The organism is Rubrivivax soli (genome assembly GCF_049810355.1).
Classification (GTDB): domain Bacteria; phylum Pseudomonadota; class Gammaproteobacteria; order Burkholderiales; family Burkholderiaceae_C; genus Rubrivivax.
In genome coordinates this window covers 3,931,364-3,955,817 of record NZ_CP187368.1, presented here as the reverse complement: position 1 = coordinate 3,955,817, position 24,454 = coordinate 3,931,364, and the positions used below count along the sequence as shown (strand labels likewise).

The window sequence follows — 24,454 nt, the reverse complement described above, 5'->3', positions numbered from 1 at the left end:
GGTGCGCAGGCCCTGTCGTGGCGCGGAACGCGGCTCAGAACGCCGGCAGGCCCAGGCGCTCGGCGGCCTGCAGCGCGACTGCGCGCGCGGTCGCGGCGTCGGCAGCGGTCACGGTGAGGTGGCCCATCTTGCGGCCGCGGCGGGCCTCGGCCTTGCCGTACAGGTGCAGGTGCGTGCCCGGCAGTGCCAGCACCGCGGCCCAGTCGGGCGTGCGCGGCGTGGTGTCGCCGGCGGCGAACCAGAGGTCGCCGAGCAGGTTCAGCATCACGGCCGGCGCCTGCAGCCGCGGCGCCACCAGCGGCAGGCCGGCCAGCGTGCGCACCTGCAGGTCGAACTGCGACTGGTCGCAGGCATCCAGGCTGTAGTGGCCCGAGTTGTGCGGCCTCGGCGCCATCTCGTTGGCCACCAGGCTGCCGTCGGCAAGCAGGAAGAACTCGACGCACAGCACGCCCACGTAGTCCATCGACGCCGCCAGCTGCCGGGCCTGCTGCCCGGCGGCCTGCGCGGTGGCCGCCGGCACGTCGGGCGCCGGCACCTCGGTGACGGCGAGAATGCCGTCGCGGTGCAGGTTCTGCTGCAGCGGCAGCTGCACCGTCTGGCCGTCGCTCCCGCGGGCCACGATGACGCTCAGCTCGCGGTGCAGCGGCAACCGCTGTTCCAGCACGCAGCGCGCCTGCTGCAGCGCGGCCCAGGCCGCGGGCAGGTCGGCGGCGGTGGCCACGGTCACCTGGCCCTTGCCGTCGTAGCCCAGGCGTGCGGTCTTCAGGATGCCGGGCAGCAGCGCCTGCACCTCGGGCCGCGCCAGGTCGGCCACGGTCTCGACCACGGCGTAGGGCGCGCAGGGCACGCCCGAGCGCTGGAAGTGGCGCTTCTCGGCCACGCGGTCCTGGCAGATGTCGACGGCCGCCGCCGCGGGCGCCACGCGCACGCGCCCGGCCAGCGCGCGCAGGGCCGGCGCCGGCACGTTCTCGAATTCGGTGGTGACGGCGGCGCAGTCGGCCGCCAGCGCCGCCAGCGCGTCGTCGTCGAGGTAGGCGCCCACCACCTGCGTGTGGGCCACGGTGCCGGCAGGGCTGGCGGCGTCGGGATCGAGCACGGCGGTGCGGTAGCCCAGGCGCTGCGCGGCCTGCACGAACATGCGGCCGAGCTGGCCGCCGCCCATCACGCCCAGCGTCGTGCGGCCGTCGGGCAACAACGGCAGCGCCGTCATGTCAGGTCGCGCGTCATCGCGCGCGCCGCCTCGGTCTGGCGGCTGCGCCAGTCCTGCAGCCGGGCACGCAGCGCCGGGTCGTGCACGGCGAGCATGGCCACCGCGAACAGCGCCGCGTTGGCGGCGCCGGCCGTGCCGATGGCGAAGGTGGCCACCGGGATGCCCTTGGGCATCTGCACGATCGAGTACAGCGAGTCCACGCCCTGCAGGTGCCGGCTCGCCACCGGCACGCCGAGCACCGGCACCGTGGTCTTGGCCGCCAGCATGCCCGGCAGGTGGGCCGCGCCGCCGGCCCCGGCGATGATGGCCGCCACGCCGCGCGCTTCGGCGGCCTCGGCGAACGCGAACATGTCGTCGGGCATCCGGTGCGCGGAAACGACCTGGGCGTCGTGCGCGATGCCGAACTCGTCGAGCAGCGTGGCCGCCACCTTCAGGGTCTCCCAGTCGCTGGACGACCCCATGACGATGGCGATGCGGAGAGGGCTCTGAGGGCTCAAGCGGTGTCACTCGGATCGGCGCTGGCGCGGGGCGACGAGTGTAATTCACCCCCCCTCCCGGGGGACCCGCGGCCTACAGGGCGGCGGCCGGGTGCGCCAGCAGGGCGGCGCGCAGCCCGGTCCGCGCGGCCAGCCACGCGGACCGGGCCTGCTGCAGCGCATCGGCCAGCTCGGGCGACAGCGGCGCGAAGCCGAGCGCTTCGGACACCTGGCCCAACAGCGCCAGGAACAGCATGCGGTCCTTCGGCAGCAGCTGCGCATGCCGGCGCACGTCGATGGCGGCATAGACCTCGGTGGCCCGGGCGGTCTCGCCCAGGGCGTGCAGGCAGGCGGCGTGCTCGAGCCGCAGCAGCAGGGTGTCGGGCACGAAGTTCAGGCGCAGCGCCGGGGTGTCCAGCAGCGGCTCGAGCAGTGCCCGCGCCGCGGCGTGCCGCCCCTGCAGCAGCAGCACACGGGCGCGGCAGGCCTGCGCCGCCGGCAGCAGCGACTGGTGGCCGGCGCCGACGCGGAAGTTGTAGGCCGACGCCACCTCCATCGCGACCAGGTCCAGCGAACCCACATCGGCAGCAGCGTTCGCGGGGTCGGTGCGGTGCCGGTCCAGGCCCGCCGCTGCCTTGTCGTGCAGGCTGGCAGCGATGGTCGCCTCGTCGCCGAGGTCGACCGCACCCTGGCGCGTGCGTTCGTACCAGGGCCGCGCGCGGCGGGTCTCGCCGCAGGCCATCAGTGCATTGGCGTAGACGAGTCCGAAGCGCAGGTCGGCGGCGGTGCCGGCTGCCACCGGCACCGGCTGCCAGTAGGCCAGCCAGCGCTGCAGCGCCGGGACGTCGCCGCACAGGAACTCGACCTGCGCCAGCCAGGCCGCCGACAGTGCGGACAGGTCGGCCAGGCCGCACGATTCGCTGAGCAGGTGCGCGCGCTGCAGGCGGTCGCGGGCGCGCGGGTTGAAGTCCTCGAAGCAGTGCAGCACGCCTTCGGCCACCATCAAGGCCACCGAGACCCGCGGGTCGCGCCCGTCGGCGTGGGTCTGCCGCACATCGGCCAGCGCACTGCGCGCGTCACTGAAGCTGCCGACCCGCGCCAGGTAGGCGGCCCGTTCCGCCTGCAGCTCGGCGCGGCGGTCGGGGCAACGGCGTTGAACCAGGTCCTGGTCGATGCGGGTCAGCAGCGGTGTCATGAGGCGTCTTCTCCTGTGAGCAACCTGCAGGCCTGGGCATAGCGCTCGGCACTGGCCGCCGCCACCTCGGGCGGCAGGCTCGGCGCCGGCGGCGCCTTGTCCCAGGGCCGGCCATCGACCAGCGCGCTCTCCAGCCAGTCGCGGATGGCCTGCTTGTCGTAGCTGGCGGGGTTCTCCCCTTCGCGCCAGCTGGCCAGGTCCCAGAACCGCGACGAGTCGGGCGTGAGGATCTCGTCCATCAGCGTCAGCGTGCCGTTGTCGTCCAGGCCGAACTCGAATTTCGTGTCCGCGATGATGATGCCGCGCGTCAGCGCGTGGGCCGCCGCAGCCTCATACAGATTGATGGCGACTCCGCGCACTTGGCTTGCTAGGTCGGCGCCGATCATCTGCTCCATGCGCGAGAACGGGATGTTCTCGTCGTGCTCGCCCACCTCGGCCTTCGTGGCGGGCGTGAAGATCGGCGCCGGCAGCCGGCTCGCCAGCCGCAGCCCCGGCGGCAGCGGCACGCCGCAGACCTGGCCGCCTTGCTGGTACTCCTTCCAGCCCGAACCGGCCAGGTAGCCGCGCACCACGGCTTCCACCGGCAGCGGCTTCAGGCGCTTGACCAGCATCGAGCGGCCGCGCACCTGCTCCACCTCGTCGGGCGCCACCACCGAGACCGGGTCGTCGCCCGTCAGGTGGTTGGGCACGATCCCGCGCAGCTTGTCGAACCAGAACAAGGCCATGCGCGTGAGGATCGCGCCCTTGCCGGGGATCGGGTCGCCGAGCACCACGTCGAAGGCCGACAGGCGGTCGCTGGCCACCATCAGGATGCGGTCGGTGCCGACGGCGTAGTTGTCGCGCACCTTGCCGCGCGCCAGCAGGGGCAGGGAGTGCAGGTTCGACTGGTACAGGGCTTGGGGCATGGCAGGGTCCGCAGGCGGGGGTTGGGCAGGTTGGGAAGTGTGACGCACGAACGACGAAGGGCCGCTGACGCGGCCCTTCCAGAGGTAGCGAACGCGCTGCGTTGCGGCGGCGCTCAGGCCACCGTCTGCGCCAGCTCGCCGCTGGCGTAGCGCTGCGCGATGGCGCTCAGCGGCTGCGGCACGATCTTGCCGGCCTGGCCCTCGCAGCCGAACTCGAGGTAGCGCTGCTTGCAGATCTTCATCGCGGCCTCGCGCGCGGGCTTGAGCCACTCGCGGGCGTCGAACTTCTCGGGGTTCTCGGCCAGGAACTTGCGCACCGCGGCCGTCATCGCCAGGCGGATGTCGGTGTCGATGTTGATCTTGCGCACGCCGTACTTGATGGCTTCCTGGATCTCGGAGACCGGCACGCCGTAGGTCTCCTTCATCTTGCCGCCGTACTGGCGGATCACCTCCAGCAGGTCCTGCGGCACGCTGGAGCTGCCGTGCATCACCAGGTGGGTGTTGGGGATGCGGCGGTTGATCTCCTTGATGCGGTCGATGGCCAGGATGTCGCCGGTGGGCTTGCGCGTGAACTTGTAGGCGCCGTGGCTGGTGCCGATCGCGATGGCCAGCGCGTCGAGCTGCGTGCGCCTGACGAAGTCGGCGGCCTGCTCGGGGTCGGTCAGCAACTGCTCGCGCGTCATCGTCGCGTCGGTGCCGTGGCCGTCTTCCTTGTCGCCCTTCATCGTCTCCAGGCTGCCCAGGCAGCCCAGTTCGCCTTCGACCGTGACGCCGACCTTGTGCGCCATGTCGACGACACGGCGCGTGACCTCGACGTTGTAGTCGTAGCTGGCGATGCTCTTGCCGTCGGCTTCCAGGCTGCCGTCCATCATCACCGAGCTGAAGCCCAGGTTGATCGCGCCCTGGCAGACTTCGGGGCTCTGGCCGTGGTCCTGGTGCATCACCAGCGGCACCTGCGGCCACTGCTCCACCGCCGCCAGGATCAGGTGCTTGATGAAGGGCTCGCCGGCGTACTTGCGGGCGCCGGCGCTGGCCTGCAGGATCACCGGCGCACCGACCTCCGCGGCAGCGGTCATCACCGCCTGCACCTGTTCCAGGTTGTTGACGTTGAAGGCCGGGATGCCGTAGCCGTGTTCGGCGGCATGGTCCAGCAGTTGGCGCATCGAGACGAGTGGCATGGTGAGGCCCTGGGCAGAGTGGGTGGAAGGCGCACGGCAGCAGCGGACGCGGTGGCGGCAGCCCCTGTAACCCGGCGGTAATCGATGCATTTTAGCGACGCGCCCTGGCGCAGAAATGACCTGGAACAGGCCGTCTTTTCCGACTCAAGTCACAACGCACTCCGCCGGACACTGCCATCTCGGCGGCGCGTGGGCGCCGTGGCTGGAAGGCACACCATGGCTCGTCACACCCTGCAGGCTGCCACGCAGTGGATCACCGCCGCCGCATGCGCCCACGGCGCGCAGCTGCCCGAGCACGTGGCGCAGCGCCTGGGCGTGAGCCGGCGCTCGGCGCAGGCGCTGCTGCACAAGCTGGTGGCGGCGCAGTGGCTGCAGCGCGACGGGATGCGCCGCGGCGCGCCCTACCGGCCCGGCCCGCTGCGCCAGGTGGTGCAGCGCTACGCACTCGCCGGGCTGCAGGAAGACCTGCCCTGGCAGCGCGACTTCGCACCCTGCTTCACGCTGCCGCCGCACGTGGCGCGCATGGCGCAGCACGCCTTCACCGAGCTGCTGAACAACGCCATCGACCACAGCGGCGGCACGCAGGTCACGGTGTCGGTGCGGCAGACCGCCCTGCACCTGCAGCTGCTGGTGTCGGACGACGGCGTCGGCGTCTTCGAACGCATCCAGCAGAACTTCGACATCGCCGACCCGACGCTGGCGATGCTGGAGCTGAGCAAGGGCAAGCTCACCAGCGCGCCCGACCGCCACAGCGGCCATGGCCTGTTCTTCAGCGCCCGGCTGGCCGACGTGTGCGACCTGCACGCCAACCACCGCGCGTTCCAGTTCCGCGGCTGGGACCGGCGCAGCTGGCACGGCGCCAAGGCCGTGCCGCGCCAGGGCACCTCGGTCTACATCGCGATCGCGCTCGACACCACGCGCACGCTCGACGACGTGCTGCGCACGCACAGCGCCGACGGCGCCGGCTACGGCTTCGACAGCACCACCGTGCCGCTGCGCCTGATGACGGGCGAGCACATCGGGCTCGAGTCGCGCGCGCAGGCGCGCCGCGTGGCCTCGCGGCTGCAGCGCTTCCAGCGCGCCGAGGTCGACTTCGCAGGCATCGACGACGTCGGCCACGGCTTCGCCGACGAGCTGTTCCGCGTGTTCTCGCGCGCGCACCCGGGCGTGGACCTGGTGCCGGTGGGCATGGCGCCGCGCGTGGCCGCGATGGTCGCCGCCGTGCGCTCAGCCGCGGCCGCCTGAACGCTCGATCTCCTCGACCGCCTGCATCGTGCGCAGCACGCGGTCGGGCGTGACGCTGATGCTGTCGATGCCCAGCCGCACCAGGTAGCGCGCCACCTCGACGTGGTCCGACGGCGCCTGGCCGCAGATGCCGGAATGCCGCCCGTTGCGCCTGGCACCTTCCACCGCCAGCTTCAGCATCTTCAGCATGCCCGGGTCCTGCTCGTCGAAGCTGTCGGCGACGATGGCGCTGTCGCGGTCCACGCCCAGCGTCAGCTGCGTCAGGTCGTTGCTGCCGATCGAGAAGCCGTCGAACAGGGCGCTGAACTCGTCGATCAGCAGCACGTTGTTCGGGATTTCGCACATCACGTAGACCTCCAGCCCGTCCTGACCGCGCACCAGCCCGTGCGATGCCAGCGCCGCGAGCACGCCGCGCGCCTCGTCGAGCCGGCGGCAGAACGGCACCATCAGCTTCAGGTTCGTCAGCCCCATGGCCTGGCGCACGCGCAGCATCGCGCGGCACTCGAGCGCGAAGCCCTCGGCATAGGCCGGGTGGATGTAGCGCGCCGCGCCGCGGAAGCCGATCATCGGGTTCTCCTCGAACGGCTCGAAGTCGCGCCCGCCCAGCAGCGCGGCGTACTCGTTGCTCTTGAAGTCCGACAGCCGCACGATCACCGGCCGCGGGTAGAACGCCGCGGCGATGGTGCCCACGCCCTCGGCGAGCTTCTGCACGAAGTAGTCGGCGCCGCTGGCGTGCCCGGCCGACAGCGCCTGCACCTGCGCGCGCACCGCGGTGTCGGTGATGCGCTCGGGGTGCAGCACCGCCATCGGATGCACCTTGATGTGCTCGTTGATGATGAACTCCATGCGCGCCAGGCCGACGCCGTCGCAGGGCATCAGCGCGGTCTGGAACGCGAGCTCCGGGTTGCCCAGATTGACCAGGATCGCGGTCTTCGGCCGCTGCAGCCCGCTGACGTCGCTGACGTTCTTGTGGAACGCCAGCGCACCCTCGTAGACGCGGCCCACCGCGCCCTCGGCGCAGCTGACCGTGACCACGGCGCCGTCGGCCAGCACTTCGGTCGCCTGCTCGGCCCCCACCACGGCCGGGATGCCGAGTTCGCGCGCCACGATGGCCGCGTGGCAGGTGCGGCCGCCGCGGTTGGTGACGATGGCCGCGGCGGTCTTCATCACCGGCTCCCAGTCCGGCGTGGTGGTGTCGGCGACCAGCACCTCGCCGGGCTGGAAGTCCGCCAGGTGCCGGCCGTCGGTGACGCGCCGCACGCGGCCGCTGGCGATCTTGGCGCCCACCGCGCGGCCGCTGGCACGCACCGGGCCATGGCCGTCGAGCACGAACTCCTCGAGCAGCGTCGCCGAGCGCCGCGAGGCCGCGGTCTCGGGCCGCGCCTGCACGATGTACAGCGCGCCGTCGGGTCCGTCCTTGGCCCACTCGATGTCCATCGGCCGCGCGGTGCCAGCGAGGCGGCTGTAGTGGTCCTCGATCTGGATCGCCGCGCCGGCGAGTTCCAGCACGTCGGCGTCGCTGAGGCAGAAGCGCGCGCGGTCGGCCTTCGGCGTCGGGCGGTTCACCACCGGCTCGCGCGTGCGGCCCGGCGCATAGACCATGCGCACCTGCTTGTCGCCCAGCGTGCGCCGCAGCACGGCGCGGTGGCCCTGGCGGTAGGTGGGCTTGTGCACGTAGAACTCGTCGGGGTCGACCGTGCCCTGCACGACGTTCTCGCCCAGCCCCCAGGCGCCGGTGATGAAGACCACGTCGGGGTGGCCCGATTCGGTGTCGATCGTGAACATCACGCCGCTGCTGGCGAGGTCGCTGCGCACCATCTGCATCACCGCCACCGACAGCGAGACCTTGAAGTGGTCGAAGCCCTGGTCGGTGCGGTAGCTGATGGCGCGGTCGGTGAACAGGCTGGCCTGGCAGCGCTTCACGGCGTCGATCAGCAGTTCCTCGCCGCGGATGTTCAGGTAGGTGTCGTGCTGGCCGGCGAAGCTGGCGCCCGGCAGGTCCTCGGCCGTGGCCGAGCTGCGCACGGCCACGCTGAGGTCCGGGCCCACCTGCGCCTGCAGCGCGCGCCAGGCGGCCCGCAGCTGCTGCTCCACGGCCGCCGGCATCGGGGCGGCGTAGACGATCTCGCGCGCCCGCGCGCCGGCCCGCGACAGCGCATCGGTGTCGCGCTTGTCCAGGCCGTCGAGCAGCCGATGCAGTTCGGGCCAGGCGCCGGCGGCGTCGAGCGCGTCGCGGTAGGCCGGCGCGGTGACGGCGAAGCCGTCGGGCACCCGCACACCCAGCGGCGCGAGCTGCTGGAACATCTCGCCCAGCGAGGCGTTCTTGCCGCCCACCAGCGGCAGGTCCTCGAGCGCCAGTTCGCGGAACCAGCGGATGTAGTTCGTTGCAGCCATCGCAGCCTCGCCAAGGGGACGGGAAGGCTGCAGATGCTGCGCGCGGCGTCAGCCGGCGCCGTTGACCGGCGTCAAGTCCGGCGTCAGCCGACCCGGCAGACCTTGAGCATGTTGGTGCCGCCCGGGTAGCCCATCGGCTCGCCGCAGGTGATGGCGTAGGTGTCGCCGCCGCGCAGCACACCACGCTCCACCAGCAGCCGCTCGGCCGTGGCCAGCGCCTCGTCGCGGTCGTTCAGCTTGGGCATCAGCAGCGGGCGCACGTTGCGGTACAGCGTCATGCGGCGCTGCGAGGTGCCCTGCGAGGTGAGGCCGAAGATCGGCACCTTGATGTTGTGCCGGCTCATCCACAGCGCGGTGCTGCCCGACTCGGTGAGCGCGATGATGGCCTTGCAGCCCAGGTGGTGCGCGGTGAACAGCGCACCCATCGCGATGCTCTGGTCGATGCGGCCGAAGCGCTTGTTGGTGAAGTCGGTCTCGATCGAGAAGTCGTCGGCGGCCTCGGCCTCCAGCGCGATGGCGGCCATCTGCACGATGGTCTCCACCGGGTACCTGCCGGCCGCCGTCTCGGCGCTGAGCATCACCGCATCGGTGCCGTCGAGCACGGCGTTGGCGACGTCGCTGACCTCGGCGCGCGTGGGCACGGCGTTGACGATCATCGACTCCATCATCTGCGTCGCGGTGATGGCCACCTTGTCCATCTCGCGCGCCATGCGGATCATGCGCTTCTGCAACGCCGGCACGGCCGCATTACCGACCTCCACCGCAAGGTCGCCGCGCGCGACCATGATGCCGTCGGAGGCGCGCAGGATCTGGTCGAGCACCGGGATCGCCTCGCTGCGCTCGATCTTGGCGATCAGCGCCGGCTTGTGGCGCCAGGGCTCGCCGGCCACGTTGGCGAGCTGGCGCGCCATCTCCATGTCGGTGGCGCTCTTGGGGAAGCTCACCGCGAGGTAGTCGCACTGGAAGGACATCGCGGTCTTGATGTCCTCCATGTCCTTGGCCGTGAGCGCCGGCGCCGTGAGGCCGCCGCCGGCCTTGTTGATGCCCTTGTTGTTGCTGAGCTCGCCGCCCACGACCACCGTGGTCTGCACCTGGTCGCCGATCACCAGGTCGACGGTGAGCCGGATCAGGCCGTCGTTCAGCAGCAGCGTGTCGCCGGGCTTCACGTCGCGCGGCAGGTCCTTGTAGTCCAGGCCCACGACCTCGTTGTTGCCGGGCTCGGTGCGCGACGCGTCGAGCACGAAGCGCTGGCCGTTCGTCAGCTCGGTCCTGCCGCCCTCGAACTTGCCGACGCGGATCTTCGGTCCCTGCAGGTCGGCCATGATGGCCACTTCCTTGCCGGCGCGTGCCGCCGCGGCACGCACGAGCGCGGCGCGGTCGATGTGGTCCTGCGCCTTGCCGTGCGAGAAGTTCAGCCGCACGACGTCGACACCGGCGCGGATCATCGCCTCCAGGATCTCGGGCGACGACGAGGCGGGGCCGAGGGTGGCGACGATCTTGGTGGCGCGCATGGGCAAGGGTCTCCTGGGGAACGGGCGCGCCGATGATAGGCGCGCCGCGGGTCGCTCGATTACGGAACGGTTACGGCCCCGCCGGCCCCGCGTCTAGGCCGGGCCGGCGGCGGCGGCATCGGCCACCGCCAGCGCCGTCATGTTGACGACGCGGCGCACGGTGGCCGACGGCGTCAGGATGTGCGCCGGCAGCGCCGTGCCGAGCAGGATCGGGCCCACCGTCACGCCGTTGCTGCCGGTCATCTTCAGCACGTTGAACAGGATGTTGGCGGCGTCCAGGTTGGGCAGCACCAGCAGGTTGGCGCTGCCGCTGAGCGTGCTGTCGGGCAGGTAGCCCGCGCGGACCTCGGGCGACAGCGCGGCATCGCCATGCATCTCGCCGTCGCATTCGATGTCGGGGGCGCGCTGCACGAACAGGTCGCGCGCCGCGCGCATGCGCCGGGCAGACGCGCGCGACGACGAACCGAAGATCGAATGCGACAGGAAGGCCACCTTCGGCGGCAGCCCGAAGCGCCGTACCTCGGCCGCGGCCATCAGCGCGATCTCGGCCAGTTCCTCGGCGCTGGGTTCCTCATTGACGAAGGTGTCGGCGATGAACAGCGTGTGCTTGTCCAGCGTCAGCGCGTTCATCGCCGCCGCGGTGTGCACGCCCGGCTGCAGGCCGACGACGGTGCGCACGTGCTCGAGATGGTGGTCGAAGCGGCCCACCAGGCCGCAGATCATGCCCTGCGCCTCGCCGCGCTTGAGCATCAGCGACGCGATCAGCGTGTTCGAGCGCCGCACCGCGGCCTTGGCCGCCTCGGGCGTGATGCCCTCGCGGCCCATGCGCTGGTGGTAGGTCTCCCAGTAGCTGCGGAAGCGCGGGTCGTTCTCGGGGTCGACGATCTCGAAGTCGCGCCCCGGCTGCAGGCGCAGGCCGCTGCGCTGCAGCCGCATCTTGATGACCTCGGGCCGCCCGACCAGGATCGGCTGTGCCAGTCCCTCGTCGAGCACCACCTGCACGGCGCGCAGCACGCGCTCGTCCTCGCCTTCGGCATAGACCACGCGCGCGGCCGACTTCGCGGCCGCGGCCTTGGCCGCCGCGAACACCGGGCGCATGAACATGCCGGTCTGGTAGACGAAGCGGCCCAGGTTCTGGCGGTAGGCCTCGAGGTCGGCGATCGGCCGCGTGGCCACGCCGCTGTCGGCCGCGGCCTTCGCCACCGCGGGTGCGATGCGCAGGATCAGCCGCACGTCGAAGGGCGTCGGGATGATGTAGTCGGGACCGAAGCGCAGTTCCTTGCCGGCGTAGGCGGCGGCGACCTCGTCGCTGGCTTCGGCCTTGGCCAGCGCCGCGATCTCGCGCACGCAGGCCAGCTTCATCGACTCGGTGATCTTGGTCGCGCCGCAGTCGAGCGCGCCGCGGAAGATGTACGGGAAGCACAGGACGTTGTTGACCTGGTTCGGGTAGTCGCTGCGCCCGGTGGCGATGATGCAGTCGGGCCGCGCGGCCTTGGCCAGTTCGGGCCGGATCTCGGGCTCGGGGTTGGCCAGCGCCAGGATGATGGGCTTGTCGGCCATGCTGCGCACCATCTCCACCGACAGCACGCCGGGCGCCGAGCAGCCCAGGAAGACGTCGGCGCCCTGGACCACGTCGGCCAGCGTGCGGGCTTCGGTGCGCTGGCAGTAGCGCTGCTTGCTCTCATCCAGCCGGTCCCCCCGGCCTTCACGCACGACACCCTTGCTGTCGCACATGAAGATGTTCTCGCGCTTCACGCCCAGGCCCACCATCACGTCCAGGCAGGCGATGGCCGCGGCCCCCGCGCCCGACACCGCGAGCTTGATGTCGCCGATCTGCTTGCCCACCAGTTCCAGCCCGTTCAGCAGCGCTGCCGACGAGATGATCGCGGTGCCGTGCTGGTCGTCGTGGAACACCGGGATGTTCATGCGCTCGCGCAGCTTCTTCTCGATGTAGAAGCACTCGGGCGCCTTGATGTCCTCGAGGTTCACGCCACCCAGCGTGGGCTCCAGCGCGGCGATGATCTCGACCAGCTTGTCGGGGTCGCGCTCGGCGAGCTCGATGTCGAAGACGTCGATGCCGGCGAACTTCTTGAACAGGCAGCCCTTGCCTTCCATCACCGGCTTGCCGGCCAGCGGGCCGATGTCGCCCAGCCCCAGCACCGCCGTGCCGTTGGTGACCACGCCCACGAGGTTGCCGCGGCTGGTGTACTCGGCCGCCAGCGACGGGTCTTCCTCGATCGCCAGGCAGGCGTAGGCGACGCCGGGCGAATACGCCAGCGACAGGTCGCGCTGGTTGCTCAGCGGCTTGGTCGGCGTGATGGAGATCTTGCCGCGCGTGGGCGCGCGGTGGTACTCGAGGGCGGCGTCGCGCAGGGCGCTCTCGGCGTCACTCAGCGTCTTGGTCTCGGTCGCGTTCTTGGCCACGGGCGTTGTCTCCGGTTGTTCTGACGACAGACCGCGAGATTACGCCCGTGCGCCGCGGGCGGCGCGCGCCGGCGGCGAAATCAGCTTCGACCGCCGGGGGTGGAATCAGCCGGCCGCGCGCCGCGCCAGGATCTCGAACGCGGGCAGCGTCTTGCCTTCCAGCACTTCGAGGAAGGCGCCGCCGCCGGTGGAGATGTAGCCCACCTCGGCCTCGATGCCGTACTTGGCGATGGCCGCCAGCGTGTCGCCGCCGCCGGCGATGCTGAACGCCGGGCTCGCGGCGATGGCACGCGCCACGGTCTCGGTGCCGTGCGCGAAGGCGTCGAACTCGAACACGCCCACCGGGCCGTTCCAGACGATGGTGCCGGCGGCCTTCAGCTGCCCGGCCAGGATCGCCGCGGTCTGCGGGCCGATGTCGAGGATCAGGTCGTCGGCCGCCACGTCGGCCACGGCCTTCACGGTGGCCGGCGCGTCGGCGGCGAAGGCCTTGGCGGTGACCACGTCCACCGGGATCGGCACCGCGGCGCCGCGCGCCTGCATCGCGTCGATCACGGCCTTCGCCTCGCCCACCAGGTCGGCTTCGGCCAGGCTCTTGCCGATCGGCAGGCCCATCGCCAGCAGGAAGGTGTTGGCGATGCCGCCGCCGACGATCAGGCCGTCGACCTTGGCCGCCAGCGCCTGCAGGATCGTGAGCTTGGTGCTGACCTTGCTGCCGGCCACGATGGCCACCAGCGGCCGCTTCGGGTGCGCCAGCGCCTTGGTGATGGCGTCGATCTCGGCCGCCAGCAGCGGGCCGGCACAGGCGATCTTGGCGAACTGCGCGATGCCGTAGGTGCTGGCCTCGGCGCGGTGCGCGGTGCCGAAGGCGTCGTGCACGAAGATGTCGCACAGCGCGGCCATCTTCCTCGCCAGCGTCTCGTCGTTCTTCTTCTCGCCCTTGTTGACGCGGCAGTTCTCCAGCAGCACCACCTGGCCCGGGGCGACGTCGACGCCGTCGACCCAGTCGGCGACCAGCGGCACTTCGCGGCCGAGCAGTTCGCCCAGACGCCGGGCCACCGGCGCCAGCGAGTCCTCGGGCTTGAACGCGCCCTCGGTCGGGCGGCCCAGGTGGCTGGTGACCATCACCGCGGCGCCGGCGTCGAGCGCCATGCGGATGCAGGGCACGCTGGCGCGGATGCGCGTGTCTTCGGTGATGTGGCCGGCGTCGTCCTGCGGCACGTTGAGGTCGGCGCGGATGAACACGCGCTGGCCACGGGCACGGCCATCGGCCGCGATGTCGGAGAAGCGGAGTACGTTCATGGTGGGGACGGTCTGCGTTGCACTGGCGCTAGTTTCGCAGACGCGCCCGACGGCACCGGTGCTACCAGCCCAGCCCCAGCCGCAGCGCCAGCATGGTCGCCGTGCCGGTGAGGATGGTGCCCAGGATGCCGCGGCGCCAGAAGAAGTACGCCGCGCCCACCGCGGCGGCGTACAGCCGCGCGTCCTTCCAGGTCGTGATCAGCGCGCCGTTGTTCGTGACCACCTCGGGCACGATCACCGCCGCCAGCGCCGCCAGCGGCGCGTAGCGCAGGCCCTGGCGCAGCCAGCCGGGCAGCGGCAGGTCGCGCGCGGGCAGGATGAAGAAGCCGCGCGTCAGCAACGTGATGCAGGCCAGGCCGACGATGGTCAGCACCGCTTCCCACGCCGTCATCCGGGCACCCTACGGCCTGCGGCCGGTCCCGCCAAGCGGGAATTCGCCCTCGGGAGACCCTCGGCGCTCATGTCTCGTCATCCACCGGCAGCACCGGCTTGGGCGTGGTGTGGTCCAGCAGCAGCCCGATGGCCACCGCCGCGGCGATCGCCACCACCACGTTCAGCTTCAGCGGCAGCGCGTAGGCCGCGACCGCGGCGCAGCCGGCCACCGCCGCGGCCACCACCGAGGCCTTGTCGGCCAGCAGCGAGCACATCAGCCCGATCAGCGCCAGCGTGCCGGCGAAGCCCATGCCCCACTGCGTCGGGATGGCCTCGCCGAAGAAGATGCCCACCATCGACGGCACCTGCCAGGCAAACCAGTTGGTGATCGAGCCGCCCCAGAAGTACGGCGCCTGCTCGGGCGACGGCTTCGGGTCCGGGAAGCGCCGCATGAAGACGACGTAGTTCAGGTCGGCCGTGAAGTAGGCCCAGCGCGCGCGCTTCCACAGCGGCAGGTGCGCGATGTAGGGCCGCCACTGTGCGCTGAAGATCACGAAACGCAGGTTCAGGCACAGCGCGGTGGCCCACACCACCCAGATCGGCGCGCCGCTGGCCATCAGCGGCAGCGCGGCCAGCTGCGCCGTGCCGGCGAACACCAGCAGCGACATCAGCACCGCGATCGGCACCGGCAGCCCGCTCTTGACCATGGCCACGCCGGTGATCAGCCCCCACGCGGCGATGCCCAGCGCGATGCCGGACATCTCCTGCACGCCACGTCGAAACTCGGGGTGGCGCCAGCCAGCCATCGCAACCATGCCGCGATTGTTGCATTGCGGCATGACGCTGAAGTGCCGGGCAACGCTGCAACGATGCCGGCTCGGCAGCGGCGCCGGGTCAGCGGCGGCTCACCGTGCCGCTGCCGGCGGTGGAGCTCTTCACGGTGGTGGCGCTGCCGCCGTAGCGCACGTCGCCGCTGCCGGCCACCGAGACATCGAGCACCTTGTTGGCCGTGACGCTGGCGTCGCCGCTGCCGGCGATGCGCACGTGCACGTCATCGGCCACCAGCGCGGCCAGGTTGGCGTCGCCGCTGCCGGCGATGCTGAGCTTCACGCTGGTGGCGGTGCCGGCAGCCTGCACGTCGCCGCTGCCCGAGATGCGCAGGTCCAGCAGTTCGGTGGCCAGGCCGTTCAGCCGGGCATCGCTGGCGCCGGCGATGGAGAGGTGGAACGACGGTGTCTTCAGACCGTCGACGACGATGTCGCCCGAGCCGGCGGTGCTGACGGCCTTCAGCTGCACCACGTCGACCGTGACGCGGATCTGGCCGTGGTTGTGCACGCGCTCCCCGCGCTTGAGGCGCACCTGCAGCGTGGGACCCCGGCTGCCGCGCTCGACCACGGTCTCGATCAGTGGCAGCAGGTTGTCGTCGGCCTGCACCTCGACCGCTTCCTTGCCGGTCTGGCGCAGCACGAGGTCGATCGACCCCGTGGTGGCGACGGCCTCGAAGCCGCTGACGGCGCGCTGTTCGGTGGCCATGCGGCCCGAGCCCGTGGTGGCGGCCGAGGCCGGGGGCGCGAAGCCCAGCACCAGGCAGGTGCCGGCGGTCAGGAGCAGGGAGGAGAAGATCTGCATGGAGTGCCTCGTGGTGCCATCGTGCTGCGATGGAGGCACTGTGCCGTGGCGGCCTGCGCGGCGCGCGGCCGATGCGACGATCTGCGGCGCGGCGCGACGAAGTGTCGCCGCCGCAGCAGGCGGCGGCAGGCGTCAGCCGCCCTTCCTGGACGCCGGCGGCTCGTCTTCCTCGCTCGCCGACTCGTCGGCCAGCTTGGTCGGCGCGGCGCCCGCGGCGGTGGGCAGCACGGGCTCGATCTTGTTCTCGCGCATGTAGTCGTTCATCTCGCGCCAGCCGGCGAAGACGGCGGCCTTGTCGGCCTTCTTGTTCAGCGCGTAGCAGTCCTCGATCGCGCGCGCCGCGTGGCGGCAGGCAGCCCCGACGGCCTTGCCCTCGGCTTCCTTGCGGCCGGCCACCGCGCTGGCCGATTCGATGCCCAGCATGTCGCAGCCAGCCAGCAGGAGCGGGGCGGAGGTGAGCAGCAGGACGGCAAGGCGGCGCATGGTCGGTGGCGGTGGCGGGGCTTGCCGGAGATATCGGCCGCCGCGCCGGCCGACTTGAGCGCGGGGCGGTGCACCACGCGACGGCGCACCGCCCCGTGCTTCAGCCCAGCACGCTGCCAGGCGCCACGGGGTGCCCGTGCAGGAAGTCGCGCGCTGCGACACGGCGGCCGCCGGTGCGCTGCAGCTCCAGCAGCTCCAGCGCGCCATCGCCGCAGGCCACGACGAGGCGGCCCGCGCCGGCCTCCAGCACCGTGCCCGGCGCGCCCTGCCCCGGCACCACGGCGGCGCGCCACAGCTTGACCGGCTCTCCGGCGAGCACGCCGCTGCAGCCCGGGAACGGGTCGAAGGCACGGATGCGGCGCTCGATCTGCACCGCCGGCAGCCGCCAGTCGATGGCGCCCTCGGCCTTCTCGATCTTGTGCGCGTAGGTCACGCCGGCGTCCGGCTGCGGCACCGGCCGCAGGGTGTCCAGCGTCTGCAGGGCCTGCACCACCAGCCGGCCGCCCAGCGCGGCCAGCGTGTCGTGCAGCGATGCGGTGGTGGCGTCGGCTGTGATGGGCTGCGCCTGCCACAGCAGCATCGGGCCGGTGTCCAGGCCGGCGTCCATCTGCATGATGGTGATGCCGGTCTCGGCGTCGCCGGCCTCGATGGCACGGTGGATCGGCGCCGCGCCGCGCCAGCGCGGCAGCAGCGAGCCGTGGATGTTCAGGCAGCCGCGGCGCGGCGTCTGCAGCACCCAGGGCGGCAGGATCAGCCCGTAGGCCGCCACCACCAGCACGTCGAGGTCGGCCGCCTGCAGCGCCTGGCGCGCCGCGGCCGCGTCATCGGGGAACTTGCCGTCGAGCCGCAGGCTGCGCGGCTGCGCCACGGGGATGCCGTGCGCCTGCGCGCACTGCTTCACCGGCGAGGCCTGCAGCTTCATGCCACGGCCCGCGGGGCGGTCGGGCTGGCTCAGCACCAGCGGCACGGGCAGACCGGCAGCCAGCAGGGCCCGCAGCGCCACGGCGGCGAACTCGGGCGTGCCGGCGAAGCCGACACGCAGCGCGGTGGCGTCGATCAACCGCGCTGCTCCTCGCGGCTCTTCTTCAGCATCTTGGTACGGATGCGGTCGCGCTTGAGGCTGCTGAGGTACTCGACGAACACCTTGCCCAGCAGGTGGTCCATCTCGTGCTGCACGCAGATCGCGGCCAGGCCGTCGGCTTCCATCTCGAAGACCTCGCCGTCGCGGCCGGTGGCACGCACCGTCACCTGCGCGTGGCGCTCGACCTTGTCGTAGATCTGCGGCACCGACAGGCAGCCTTCCTCGGCCAGCCGCATCTCGGCGCTGCGCGCGACGATCTCGGGGTTGATGAGCACGATCGGGTGGTCGTGCTGCTCGGAGGTGTCCATCACGATGACGCGCTCGTGCACGTCGACCTGCGTCGCGGCCAGGCCGACTCCATCGGCGCCGTACATGGTCTCGAGCATGTCGTCGACGAGTTGCCGGATGCGCGCATCCACCGCCGCCACGGGGCGGGCCACGGTGTGCAGGCGGGGATCGGGGTAGCGCAGGATGGGAAGTCGGGCCATGGATCAATGCCGCTGCAGCGGGCAGCGGAAACAGCTCGCAACAGCTGTGGAAGAGGCACAACGCCCGGCACCGTGAAGGGTTGCACGAGGCACGGCGGCCGGTCTCACTTTCGTTGCGATATCAAGGGTTTACGGGCAGAATCTGCCAAATCAAGTGAGCATTTTCGCTGCCCTTTAGGCAAGATTGTGGCACCCGCTCGCGGTGTGCGTCCTTGCCAGGAGACCAAAGTCCTATGAGCCCTCGCCGTCGTCATGGCACCTCCATCGCCAGCGCGGTTGCTGCGCTCGGCACGGCAGCGTGGGGCCTCGTCGCCAGCGCACCCGTGCTGGCTGCCGAACCCAACTTCCCGATCACGCCGCAGATGCGCAGCACGGCGCAGCAGGTGGCGCAGGCCGGCGTGCCGTTGTCCGAGCTGGCGCCGAACGCGCCCGACTCGCACACCGTGCAGCGCGGCGACACGCTGTGGGACATCTCCAAGCTCTTCCTCACCAGCCCCTGGCGCTGGCCCGAGCTGTGGGGCATGAACCTCGACCAGATCCGCAACCCGCACCTGATCTACCCGGGGCAGGTGCTGACGCTCGTGAAGTCCGACGGCCGCGCCACGCTGCGCATCGGCGACGCCGGCCTGGGCCCCGACGGCACCGTGAAGCTGTCGCCGCGCGTGCGCACCGACCTGCTCGACAATGGCGCCATCGCCTCGGTGCCGCTGCACCTGATCGGCCCGTTCCTGAACGAGGCCGTGGTCTTCAACACCAACGAACTCGCCAGCGCGCCGCGCATCGTGGCCACGCAGGAGGGCCGCGTGATGGTCTCGCGCGGCGAGACCGCCTACGTGCGCGGCGACCTGCGCGGCGCCCGCGACTTCCGCCTCTTCCGCGAACCGCGCGAGCTGCGCGACCCCGTCACGCGCGAGGTGCTGGGCTACGAGGGCCGCTACGTCGGCACCGCAGTCAACGAGAAGGCCGGCGACGAGAACGTGTCGCCGGTGGTGCCGTCGACCTTCCGCGTCAGCAGCACACGGCTGGAGGCCAACGTCGGCGACCGCCTGTCGCCGGTGCCGCAACAGGACCTGACGGCCTTCGTGCCGCATGCGCCGAGCAAGCCGATGGAGGGCCTGATCGTCTCGCTGTACGGCGACGCGCTGTCGGCCGGCCAGAACCAGATCGTCGCGCTGAACCGCGGCGCGGTCGACGGTGTCGAACGCGGCCACGTGCTGGCGCTGTGGCGCAGCGGCGTGTTCGCCGTCGACCGCACCGACGGCAAGCGCACCGCGATGCGCCTGCCCGACGAACGCCACGGGCTGCTGTTCGTGTTCCGCGTGTTCGAGCGCGTGAGCTACGCGCTGATCCTGTCGGTGAACGAACCCGTCAAGCCGGGCGACCGCTTCACGCAGCCCTGACCGGCGTGCACCAGCCCGGCATGACCGCGGCGCCGGCCGTGCGTGCGGCGGGGCTCGATCGCGACGAGTTCGCTGCCTGGCTGCGGCTGCTGGAAACACCAGGGCTCGGGCGCGCCTCGGCCCGCCGCCTGCTCGCCGCCTTCGGCGCGCCCCAGCGTGTGCTGGCCGCCGGTGCGGGCGCCTGGCGCGAGGTCGCCGGCGCCACTGCCGCCGCCGCGCTGGCCCGGCCGGCCGAGGTCGTCGACACCCGCCTGCAGGCGGCCCTGGCCTGGCTGGACGCGAGCCCGCAGCACCACGTGCTGGCCCTGGGCGATCCGCTGTACCCCCCGCGCCTGCTGCAGACCGCCGACCCGCCACTGCTGCTGTACGTGCAGGGCAGCCTCGCGCTGCTGGGCGCCGACAGCCTGGCCATTGTCGGCAGCCGCCACGCCACCCCGCAGGGGCTGGAGGATGCACGCGCATTCGCCCGCGCGCTGGGCGACGCGGGGCTGGTCGTCGTCTCGGGACTGGCGCAGGGCATCGACGGCGCCGCGCACGCGGGTGCGCTGGACAGCCGCGCCGGCACCATCGCGGTGGTGGGCACGGGCCTCGACACCGTCTATCCGAAAGCGCACCGCGCCTTGGCGGCGCGCATCGCCGAACACGGCGCGCTGGTCAGCGAGTACGCACCGGGCACGCCGGCGCTGCCCGAGAACTTCCCGCAGCGCAACCGCATCATCGCAGGGCTGTCGCTGGGCACGCTGGTGGTGGAAGCGGCACTGCGCTCGGGCTCCCTGATCACGGCCCGGCTCGCCAGCGAGGCCGGGCGCGAGGTGTTCGCGATCCCGGGCTCGATCCACGCGCCGCAGGCCAAGGGGTGCCACGCGCTGATCCAGCAAGGCGCGAAGCTCGTGCAGGAGGCCGCCGACATCGTCGACGAACTGCGCGGCCAGCGCCGGCCTCTGGCGGCGCCCCCGGCAGCGGAGGACACCGCGCCCGCAGACGCCGACCCGCTGCTCGACGCCCTGGGCGACACGCCGGCCACCCTGGACGCCCTGCAGGCGCGCTGCGGCTGGCCCACGGCCGCGCTGTCGGCACGGCTGCTGGAGATGGAACTCGACGGCGCCGTGGCGCGCCTGCCGGGTGGCCTGTTCCAGCGCCTGCACCGCGGCTGAGCGCGGCCCGGCACAGAGCGTGAAAGGCTGGCGCCGATGGCCGCGGCCCGGCCGAAGTGCTCGGGTATAGTGGGTCGATGTTCGACGTGCTGGTGTACCTCTACGAGAACTACTGGCGGCCGGACGCCTGCCCCGATCCGCAGCAGCTGCAACGCAAGCTGTCGGCCGTGGGCTTCGAGTCCGACGAGATCCAGGAGGCGCTGCGCTGGCTGGAAGGCCTGGCGAGCAGCGCCGAGTCCTGCGCCGGCAGTGCTGCCGCAGGCAGCATCCGCGTCTACTCCGACAGCGAACGCGAACTGCTCGGCGACGAGTCCATCGGCTTCATCTGCTTCCTCGAGAGCGCTGGCGTGCTGCCGGCGCCGATGCGCGAGATGGTGATCGACCGCGCCACCGCGGTCGGCAGCGGCCCGATGGAACTGGAAGACCTGAAGATCATCGTGCTGATGGTCTTCTGGAGCCTGGGCGAGGAGCCCGACGCGCTGATCCTCGACGAGCTCTTCGTGGCGGCCGAGGACCGGCTGATCCACTGAGCCGCGGCACGGCCGCGGCTACTGGCTCAGCAGGCGCGACGCGTCGACATCCAGCTTGGCCAGCGCGCTGCGCGTGGCGCGCACGGTGAGCGCCTCGTCCTGCGCCGGCAGCAGCAGGCCCGCCTGCAGGAACGACGCCAGCCGGTGCTGCTGGAACAGCACGCAGCGGCCCTTGGGCGACACGAACAGCGACAGCTGCTTGCGCATGCCCTGCCAGGCCAGCTGCACGGCTTCGGTGTGCTCGCGGTACTCCAGCATGTACCAGCTGCCCACCTGCAGCTCGCGCGCCCAGGCCACCATGGCCGGCGTCGGCATCGAGCCGCCGTCGAGCACCACCTCCAGGCCGGCGCTCTGGTGGCCCGAGAGGTCGAGCACCATCGACTCGTCGATCTGCACGTCGGCAGCGTCGGGCAGCAGCTCTTCGAGCGTCTCCAGCCGTTCCATCAGCTCGCGCAGCCGGTCGTCGGGAATCACCGCCGCCTTGGCCGTGAAGGCCGCGGCGAGCGAGTTGTTCAGCTGCTGGATCTGCTCGTCCTGCCGCGCCGTGTCCATGCCCGCCGAGGCCATGCCTTCGCGCAGCGACTTCAGCAGCGGCGGCAGCCGGCGGATGACCTCGGCCCGTTCCTCGCGCGTCACCTTGGCGCTGGCGCTCCAGATCAGGTCGGCCGCGGCGCGCTTCATCTGCTTGGTCTGGTCGCCCTGCGCGCCGTAGCGCACGGCCGTGGTGGCCAGCACGTCGGCCCAGACGTGGAACAGGAACTGGCGCACGCCTTCCTGCACCGGCACCTCGTTGAGCATGCGGCGCAGCTCGATCGTGTACTGGATGGCCAGCGTCTCCCGCTGCTCCACCTGCTGCGCCAGCGACACGCCCTTGCGCGTGGCCTCGTTCTCGTTCTTGAAGTAGTGCTCCAGGAACTTCTCGAACTCGGTCAGCACGGTCTGGAAGACGCGGCGCCCGGTGTCGGGATAGGCCTCGACGACCTGCACCACGCGCTTGATCTCCTTCTCGAGCGCGTCGCCCACGCCCTGCGTGGCGCTGTCGAAGCCCATCACGCAGGCGCCCATGCGGTCGATCAGCCGGCGTGCGGGGTGGTCGACCGTGGCGAAGAAGTCGGGCTCGCTCACAGCCACGCGCAGCACCGGCATTTGCAGCCGCGCGAACCACACGCGCACGGTGGCGGGGATGCGCTCTTCGGTCAGGATGCTCTGGAACAGCAGCGCCACGATCTCGATGGTGGCGCGCTCCTCGGGGCTCGCCGCCGCCTTCTTCAGCACCTGCTTGCGCTGGTGCATCTCCTCGAGCATCACCGGCGTCGTGACCAGCGCGTCGCCGCGCATCGTGGTCGGTGCCAGGCGCTGGCGGATGCCGGCCTGGGCGTTGTCGATGGCGCGCGACAGCCCGGCCGACATCGCCGGCACGTGGTTGGACTGCGCGAACGCCGGCACGTGGCGGCCCACCAGCCGGTTCAGCCGGCCGAGCACGGCCTCTGCGTGGTCGCGGCTGCGGGCCAGCGGCGCAGCGCGCGTCATCATGCGGGTCTCGTCGCCGACGGCGCTGCGCATCAGCCCGCCGCCGCCCGAGCCGGCATAACCGCCGCTGGAGTGGTGGCCGTAGGCCGACGGCGCAGCGTAGCCCGACGCCGGCCCGTGGCCCTGGCCGCCGCTGGCGCCCGGATCGCCGAAGCCGCCACCGCTGCCACCGCCCCAGCCGGTGCCCGACGACGGGTTCGGGTTGCCGCGCGAGCGGCGGATGAAGGGGCGCAGGTCCACGTCGGGCAGCACGCCGCGCTCGGCCAGCCAGCGGTTGGTCTCGTGGTACGACTCCTCCACCAGCAGCGCGAACTCCTCGTGCAGCACCGGCTGCAGTTCGCGCCAGCCTTCCAGCGTCAGGCCGGCGGCGCGCCAGGACTCGAAGACGATGCGGGCCAGCACGTGGGCGCGCAGCATGTCGTGCGGGTCGAGCTCGGCACGGCGCTCCAGGTGGGCGATGCGCGAGCGCAGGTCGGCGAACTCCCACGAGGCGCGGTCCATGATGGCCAGCGCCAGGCGCGAGGTGACGATCTCCAGCTCGATGGTGTCGTCGTCCACCAGCTGCAGCGGCCCGCCGCCCAGCGTGCCGGGCTGCGGCAGGTCGCCTGGCCGCGACGCCGAGGCGCCGTGCAGCATCACGTGGCGCAGGCCGTTGACGATGCCGCGGTGCCAGCCCTGCGCGCCGGTCATCAGCCCCTGCACGAGGTCACGCCGGCGCAGCTGCGTGGCGTGCTCGGAGGGCTTGTCGAAGAGGATGCGCGCGCCGTCGATCGCGGCCTGCACCAGCCCCACCAGCCCCTTGACCAGCTCTTCGGTGTACAGGCGCCGTGCCTGGCTGGCGAGATTCGCAGTGGATTCGCCAGTCGCCATGGGCAGCGCAGTCGGTCGGGCAGGAAGGTGTAGTTGTGACCGACTCTACACCACGGCCCCGGCGTTGGGATCGTTGGGATCGTTCTCCTTGGCCCCTACCTTCACCAGGTCCTCGCGCTTGACACCCAGCCACATGGCGATGCCCGCCGCGACGAAGATCGACGAGTAGATGCCGAACAGGATGCCGATGGTCAGCGCCACCGCGAAGTAGTGCAGCGTCGGGCCGCCGAACAGCAGCATCGACACCACCATCATCTGCGTCGAGCCGTGCGTGATGATGGTGCGGCTGGTGGTGCTGGTGATGGCGTGGTCGATGACCTGCGGCGTCGTCATCTTGCGCATCTTGCGGAAGGTCTCGCGGATGCGGTCGAAGATGACCACCGACTCGTTCACCGAATAGCCCAGCACCGCCAGGATGGCCGCCAGCACCGCCAGCGAGAACTCCCACTGGAAGAAGGCGAAGAAGCCCAGGATGATGACCACGTCGTGCAGGTTGGCGATGATGCCGGCGACCGCGAACTTCCACTCGAAGCGGATGGCGAGGTAGGCCATGATGCCGATGACGGTGGCGCCCAGCGCCATCAGGCCGTCCCAGGTGAGCTCCTCGCCGACCGACGGCCCCACGACCTCGGTGCGCGACAGCTTCAGCGGCTCGGCGCCGCCGGCCACGCTGCACGACGGGCGGCTGACCTGCTCGCCCTTGTCGGTGGTGTATTCCTTGGTGCCCGTGGCGCCGCTTTCGGCCTTGCACAGGGCCTCGAACACGCGCCCGGCGACTTCGGTCTGCTTCTCGCCCGGGCGCACCGGCAGGCGGATCATCACGTCGCGCGAGGTGCCGAAGTTCTGCACCTGCACCTCGCCGAAGCCCAGCGACTCGACCGCCGCGCGCGTGCGGTTCAGGTCGGCCGGCTGCTCGTAGGCAACCTCGATCACGGTACCGCCGGTGAACTCGATCGACAGGTGCAGGCCGCGCGTGGCCAGGAAGAACACGGCCAGCGCGAAGGTGACGAACGAGATCACGTTCAGCACCAGCGCATGGCGCATGAACGGGATGTCGCGCTTGATGCGGAAGAATTCCAT

General features: G+C 71.6%; 21 protein-coding genes. 4 read left to right on the top strand and 17 right to left on the bottom strand.

The genetic code is table 11. The features are described from left to right. Nucleotides 1–34: 34 nt before the first annotated feature. The 5 genes from ACPOLB_RS18065 to fba all read right to left on the bottom strand — a co-directional run bounded on the left by ACPOLB_RS18065 (nt 35) and on the right by fba (nt 4,964). Entirely contained in the window at nt 35–1,210 is a 1,176-nt protein-coding gene (locus ACPOLB_RS18065; RefSeq protein ID WP_425257404.1) for a 5-(carboxyamino)imidazole ribonucleotide synthase, read from the bottom strand. Beyond that, the gene (purE, locus tag ACPOLB_RS18060) at nt 1,207–1,671 is read right to left on the bottom strand and encodes a 5-(carboxyamino)imidazole ribonucleotide mutase (RefSeq protein WP_425261944.1); all 465 of its coding nucleotides are present in this window, start codon (nt 1,669–1,671) and stop codon (nt 1,207–1,209) included. The genes ACPOLB_RS18065 and purE overlap by 4 nt, the downstream gene beginning before the upstream one ends. Before the next feature lie 109 nt (nt 1,672–1,780). After that, nucleotides 1,781–2,881: a hypothetical protein gene (locus ACPOLB_RS18055; protein ID WP_425257403.1), complete on the bottom strand. Its 1,101-nt coding sequence runs from the start codon at nt 2,879–2,881 to the stop codon at nt 1,781–1,783. Next, nucleotides 2,878–3,786 (bottom strand): phosphoribosylaminoimidazolesuccinocarboxamide synthase, encoded by a 909-nt coding sequence (locus ACPOLB_RS18050; protein ID WP_425257402.1) that lies wholly within the window; start codon nt 3,784–3,786, stop codon nt 2,878–2,880. The genes ACPOLB_RS18055 and ACPOLB_RS18050 overlap by 4 nt, the downstream gene beginning before the upstream one ends. Nucleotides 3,787–3,899: 113 nt before the next feature. Beyond that, a complete protein-coding gene (gene fba, locus ACPOLB_RS18045; protein WP_425257401.1) occupies nt 3,900–4,964 on the bottom strand; it encodes a class II fructose-bisphosphate aldolase in 1,065 nt (354 codons plus the stop codon). Between the two features lie 216 nt (nt 4,965–5,180). Between fba and ACPOLB_RS18040 the strand changes: the two genes are divergently transcribed. Continuing rightward, nucleotides 5,181–6,209: an STAS-like domain-containing protein gene (locus tag ACPOLB_RS18040; protein WP_425257400.1), complete on the top strand. Its 1,029-nt coding sequence runs from the start codon at nt 5,181–5,183 to the stop codon at nt 6,207–6,209. Here ACPOLB_RS18040 and ppsA read toward each other — a convergent pair. The 10 genes from ppsA to def form a co-directional block, all read right to left on the bottom strand. Beyond that, the gene (gene ppsA, locus ACPOLB_RS18035) at nt 6,192–8,603 is read right to left on the bottom strand and encodes a phosphoenolpyruvate synthase (RefSeq protein ID WP_425257399.1); all 2,412 of its coding nucleotides are present in this window, start codon (nt 8,601–8,603) and stop codon (nt 6,192–6,194) included. The two genes, ACPOLB_RS18040 and ppsA, sit on opposite strands and share 18 nt — an antisense overlap. Before the next feature lie 83 nt (nt 8,604–8,686). Further along, on the bottom strand, nt 8,687–10,114 hold the full coding sequence (gene pyk / locus ACPOLB_RS18030; RefSeq protein WP_425257398.1) for a pyruvate kinase: 1,428 nt from the start codon (nt 10,112–10,114) through the stop codon (nt 8,687–8,689). A 93-nt stretch (nt 10,115–10,207) separates the two neighbouring features. Further along, nucleotides 10,208–12,538 (bottom strand): NADP-dependent malic enzyme, encoded by a 2,331-nt coding sequence (locus ACPOLB_RS18025; protein ID WP_425257397.1) that lies wholly within the window; start codon nt 12,536–12,538, stop codon nt 10,208–10,210. Between the two features lie 105 nt (nt 12,539–12,643). Next, complete coding sequence (locus tag ACPOLB_RS18020) at nt 12,644–13,837, bottom strand: phosphoglycerate kinase (RefSeq protein ID WP_425257396.1); 1,194 nt, start codon at nt 13,835–13,837, stop codon at nt 12,644–12,646. Between the two features lie 61 nt (nt 13,838–13,898). Beyond that, nucleotides 13,899–14,228 carry an AzlD domain-containing protein gene (locus ACPOLB_RS18015; protein ID WP_425257395.1) on the bottom strand — a complete coding sequence of 110 codons (330 nt, stop codon included), beginning with the start codon at nt 14,226–14,228 and terminating at the stop codon, nt 13,899–13,901. Nucleotides 14,229–14,295: 67 nt separating this feature from the next. Further along, nucleotides 14,296–15,015 carry an AzlC family ABC transporter permease gene (locus ACPOLB_RS18010; protein ID WP_425261943.1) on the bottom strand — a complete coding sequence of 240 codons (720 nt, stop codon included), beginning with the start codon at nt 15,013–15,015 and terminating at the stop codon, nt 14,296–14,298. An 88-nt stretch (nt 15,016–15,103) separates the two neighbouring features. After that, a complete protein-coding gene (locus ACPOLB_RS18005; RefSeq protein WP_425257394.1) occupies nt 15,104–15,838 on the bottom strand; it encodes a head GIN domain-containing protein in 735 nt (244 codons plus the stop codon). 132 nt (nt 15,839–15,970) lie between these two features. Continuing rightward, entirely contained in the window at nt 15,971–16,321 is a 351-nt protein-coding gene (locus ACPOLB_RS18000) for a hypothetical protein (RefSeq protein ID WP_425257393.1), read from the bottom strand. Between the two features lie 100 nt (nt 16,322–16,421). Then, nucleotides 16,422–17,363 (bottom strand): methionyl-tRNA formyltransferase, encoded by a 942-nt coding sequence (gene fmt / locus ACPOLB_RS17995; RefSeq protein WP_425261942.1) that lies wholly within the window; start codon nt 17,361–17,363, stop codon nt 16,422–16,424. Between the two features lie 14 nt (nt 17,364–17,377). Further along, the gene (def, locus tag ACPOLB_RS17990; RefSeq protein ID WP_425257392.1) at nt 17,378–17,890 is read right to left on the bottom strand and encodes a peptide deformylase; all 513 of its coding nucleotides are present in this window, start codon (nt 17,888–17,890) and stop codon (nt 17,378–17,380) included. A 233-nt stretch (nt 17,891–18,123) separates the two neighbouring features. Here def and ACPOLB_RS17985 point away from each other — a divergent pair, with 233 nt between their 5' ends. The 3 genes from ACPOLB_RS17985 to ACPOLB_RS17975 all read left to right on the top strand — a co-directional run bounded on the left by ACPOLB_RS17985 (nt 18,124) and on the right by ACPOLB_RS17975 (nt 20,974). Then, nucleotides 18,124–19,290, top strand: coding sequence for a LysM peptidoglycan-binding domain-containing protein (locus tag ACPOLB_RS17985; RefSeq protein ID WP_425257391.1), 1,167 nt, complete (start codon nt 18,124–18,126; stop codon nt 19,288–19,290). A 20-nt stretch (nt 19,291–19,310) separates the two neighbouring features. Then, nucleotides 19,311–20,444, top strand: coding sequence for a DNA-processing protein DprA (dprA, locus tag ACPOLB_RS17980; RefSeq protein ID WP_425257390.1), 1,134 nt, complete (start codon nt 19,311–19,313; stop codon nt 20,442–20,444). Nucleotides 20,445–20,521: 77 nt separating this feature from the next. After that, nucleotides 20,522–20,974, top strand: coding sequence for a DUF494 family protein (locus ACPOLB_RS17975; protein ID WP_425257389.1), 453 nt, complete (start codon nt 20,522–20,524; stop codon nt 20,972–20,974). A gap of 18 nt (nt 20,975–20,992) precedes the next feature. Here the strand turns inward: ACPOLB_RS17975 and ACPOLB_RS17970 are convergent, their stop codons facing one another. Both ACPOLB_RS17970 and secF read right to left on the bottom strand, forming a co-directional pair. Beyond that, nucleotides 20,993–23,374 (bottom strand): DUF1631 family protein, encoded by a 2,382-nt coding sequence (locus ACPOLB_RS17970; protein WP_425257388.1) that lies wholly within the window; start codon nt 23,372–23,374, stop codon nt 20,993–20,995. 45 nt (nt 23,375–23,419) lie between these two features. After that, nucleotides 23,420–24,454 carry a protein translocase subunit SecF gene (secF, locus tag ACPOLB_RS17965; protein WP_425257387.1) on the bottom strand — a complete coding sequence of 345 codons (1,035 nt, stop codon included), beginning with the start codon at nt 24,452–24,454 and terminating at the stop codon, nt 23,420–23,422.

Excerpts from the sequence above, each read along its gene's own strand:
- ACPOLB_RS18065 (WP_425257404.1), bottom strand. The coding sequence starts at position 1,210 with ATGACGGCGCTGCCGTTGTTGCCCGACGGCCGCACGACGCTGGGCGTG.
- ACPOLB_RS17970 (WP_425257388.1), bottom strand. The coding sequence starts at position 23,374 with ATGGCGACTGGCGAATCCACTGCGAATCTCGCCAGCCAGGCACGGCGC.
- pyk (WP_425257398.1), bottom strand. The coding sequence starts at position 10,114 with ATGCGCGCCACCAAGATCGTCGCCACCCTCGGCCCCGCCTCGTCGTCG.
- fba (WP_425257401.1), bottom strand. The coding sequence starts at position 4,964 with ATGCCACTCGTCTCGATGCGCCAACTGCTGGACCATGCCGCCGAACAC.
- dprA (WP_425257390.1), top strand. The coding sequence starts at position 19,311 with ATGACCGCGGCGCCGGCCGTGCGTGCGGCGGGGCTCGATCGCGACGAG.
- ACPOLB_RS18000 (WP_425257393.1), bottom strand. The coding sequence starts at position 16,321 with ATGCGCCGCCTTGCCGTCCTGCTGCTCACCTCCGCCCCGCTCCTGCTG.
- ACPOLB_RS18020 (WP_425257396.1), bottom strand. The coding sequence starts at position 13,837 with ATGAACGTACTCCGCTTCTCCGACATCGCGGCCGATGGCCGTGCCCGT.
- ACPOLB_RS18050 (WP_425257402.1), bottom strand. The coding sequence starts at position 3,786 with ATGCCCCAAGCCCTGTACCAGTCGAACCTGCACTCCCTGCCCCTGCTG.
- ACPOLB_RS18040 (WP_425257400.1), top strand. The coding sequence starts at position 5,181 with ATGGCTCGTCACACCCTGCAGGCTGCCACGCAGTGGATCACCGCCGCC.
- secF (WP_425257387.1), bottom strand. The coding sequence starts at position 24,454 with ATGGAATTCTTCCGCATCAAGCGCGACATCCCGTTCATGCGCCATGCG.
- ACPOLB_RS18015 (WP_425257395.1), bottom strand. The coding sequence starts at position 14,228 with ATGACGGCGTGGGAAGCGGTGCTGACCATCGTCGGCCTGGCCTGCATC.
- ACPOLB_RS17985 (WP_425257391.1), top strand. The coding sequence starts at position 18,124 with ATGAGCCCTCGCCGTCGTCATGGCACCTCCATCGCCAGCGCGGTTGCT.
- ACPOLB_RS18055 (WP_425257403.1), bottom strand. The coding sequence starts at position 2,881 with ATGACACCGCTGCTGACCCGCATCGACCAGGACCTGGTTCAACGCCGT.
- purE (WP_425261944.1), bottom strand. The coding sequence starts at position 1,671 with ATGGGGTCGTCCAGCGACTGGGAGACCCTGAAGGTGGCGGCCACGCTG.
- ACPOLB_RS18005 (WP_425257394.1), bottom strand. The coding sequence starts at position 15,838 with ATGCAGATCTTCTCCTCCCTGCTCCTGACCGCCGGCACCTGCCTGGTG.
- ACPOLB_RS17975 (WP_425257389.1), top strand. The coding sequence starts at position 20,522 with ATGTTCGACGTGCTGGTGTACCTCTACGAGAACTACTGGCGGCCGGAC.
- ACPOLB_RS18010 (WP_425261943.1), bottom strand. The coding sequence starts at position 15,015 with ATGGCTGGCTGGCGCCACCCCGAGTTTCGACGTGGCGTGCAGGAGATG.
- ppsA (WP_425257399.1), bottom strand. The coding sequence starts at position 8,603 with ATGGCTGCAACGAACTACATCCGCTGGTTCCGCGAACTGGCGCTCGAG.
- def (WP_425257392.1), bottom strand. The coding sequence starts at position 17,890 with ATGGCCCGACTTCCCATCCTGCGCTACCCCGATCCCCGCCTGCACACC.